The sequence below is a fragment of the Frankia tisae genome (assembly GCF_025403405.1).
GTDB lineage: Bacteria > Actinomycetota > Actinomycetes > Frankiales > Frankiaceae > Frankia > Frankia tisai.
This window is the reverse complement of the sequence record NZ_JANEZT010000631.1, coordinates 1-2,013: the sequence shown is the minus strand read 5'-3', so window position 1 is coordinate 2,013 and position 2,013 is coordinate 1. Positions and strand designations below refer to the sequence as shown.

The 2,013-nt window shown below is 69.3% G+C and carries 1 protein-coding gene; it reads left to right on the top strand.

The annotated features are described in order from the left end of the window. The first annotated feature begins 310 nt into the window (after positions 1 to 310). Positions 311 to 1,744, top strand: coding sequence for a helix-turn-helix domain-containing protein (locus NBZ85_RS30695; protein WP_261563375.1), 1,434 nt, complete (start codon positions 311 to 313; stop codon positions 1,742 to 1,744). Positions 1,745 to 2,013: the final 269 nt, after the last annotated feature.

The following is a 2,013-nucleotide window of genomic DNA, read 5'->3' as shown; positions in this document are numbered from 1 at the left end:
TCTGTTCGAACTCGCCGAACACGCCCTCGACCGGCTCGCAGGAAAACCAGACATCGTCCGCGGATTTTTCCACACCCCGGAACTCTCCTACATCGAAGCAGTTTAGATACTTAGAATTTCGTTAGTACAACAACGAGCACCGGCATTCAGGTGTCGCTCTGCACACCCCGGCCAGCGTCCATGACGGCACCGCCCACAAGATCCAGGCCCGACGCGCCCCGCTACACACGAACCAAGCCGCCTGATGTCTCACCGGGATTGACAGGCTCCGGTCGCCGAGGAAGCGGCGGTCCTTACCCGCGAGCCGCTGTTGCAGGCCAGGGCCGCCCGCGTCCGCGCGACCGTCGAGTTCAAGCAGGGTCGGCCGCGAGCCGCTCATGCCCTGCTCACCGCTGGCGCGCGACACGTAGCCGACACCGACGTCCACCTCGAGTTGCGGATGCAGCTGACCGCGGTGAATGCCGCCTGGTCCGCCGACGACCTGGGCCTGCTGGCCGTCACTGCGAGCAGGCTGGACGGGCTCCACCTGGCGCCGGACGATCGGATGACACCGATCCATACGTTCCTGATCTGGATGACCTCGCTCGCCCTGGAACGGACGGGCACCGAGTGGCCACCGCTCGGCCGTGTGGTCACGGAGGCGCGGGAGTCGTCGCTGGGCTGTCCACACGACCTTTCGCTCATCGGTGTCGGCGGCCTTATCGCAGGACACGAACGGGAAACCCGGGACGTGGCGGCGGCCGTGGCCGCCGAGAGCCGGCTCCACGGCCGCGTGGGCTGGTTGACCGCGATGCTCAGCCTTGGTGCCGCCGCGCAGGTGCTGCTCGGCGAGCACCGGGAATCCCGAGTCGTCGCGCAGGAGGCGTTGCAACTCGCGTTGGATACAGGGCAGACCCGGTGGATCGGCTATGCCAGGGGAATTTTGGCTTACCTCGCCGCGGTAGCCGGCGATGAGACCGGTTGCCGCGCGCTCGCCGCCGAAGCGCTCGACAGCCCGGTCAAGGTGTTCAAGCCGCTGGGCGGCTCGTGGGCCGACTGGGCGCTCACAGTCCTCGAGTTGGGCGCAGGCCGGCCCGGTGCCGCGGTCGGCCGACTGAACCTGACCGCCGCCGGGCCGGCCCGGCTCGACCCGCCGCTCCTCCATGGCATCCCGGACGGGATCGAGGCATGGGTACGGCTGGGCCGAGTGCCTCAGGCGGCAGCGGCCCTCTCGCGACTCGAACGTTGGGCCTCGCACATCGAGCAACCGTCCGTCGACGCACTGGTCCGTCGGTGCCGGGCGCTGCTGGCGAGCGACGCCACTGCTGAGGATCACTACCGTGCCGCGCTGGACCTGCATGAGCTGGCTCCGAGGCCCTTCGAACACGCGCGGACGGCGCTGCTGTACGGCGAATGGCTCAGGCGCCGCCGTCGGAAGGCCGATGCCCGCCCGCCGCTGTCCCGTGCGCTCGGCGCGTTCGAGGATCTGGGCGCACGCTTCTGGGTGCGACGTGCCGCAGTCGAGCTGGGGGCCACCCAGAGCCGCCCGTCGTCCGGATCCGCCGCTGGGGCCGGGCTCACACCCCAGGAGCTCCAGGTCGGCCGGCTGGCCGCCGAGGGCCTGTCGGATCGGGATATCGCAGCACAGCTCTTTCTCAGCCCCCGCACTGTCGGCTACCACCTGAACAAGGCGTATCACAAACTCGGCGTACGCTCGCGAGCCGAACTCGCCGGGCTGGCGCTGGGCGGTCCGACCACCGGATGATCCAGCTCACCCGCGAAATCGCGCCGCCGCCGTGCCGGCACACCGCGCGCCTCGGCTGGCCCCCGGTCTCCAACGGGACGACAGTTCCGCCGGTCACCGACTACCTAATGCGTGACGGATTCGCGATGGCCGGGCCGGCCCTAGCCCAATGGCCATGCTTTAGATGATCGTCATGCGGGTAGGGTTGTGATGTGCCGCATGACGCGAGTGAGGGACTGTCGCCGGAGGGCTGGTTGCCGGACCGGGTGACGGTGGGGGCGTTGACGGGG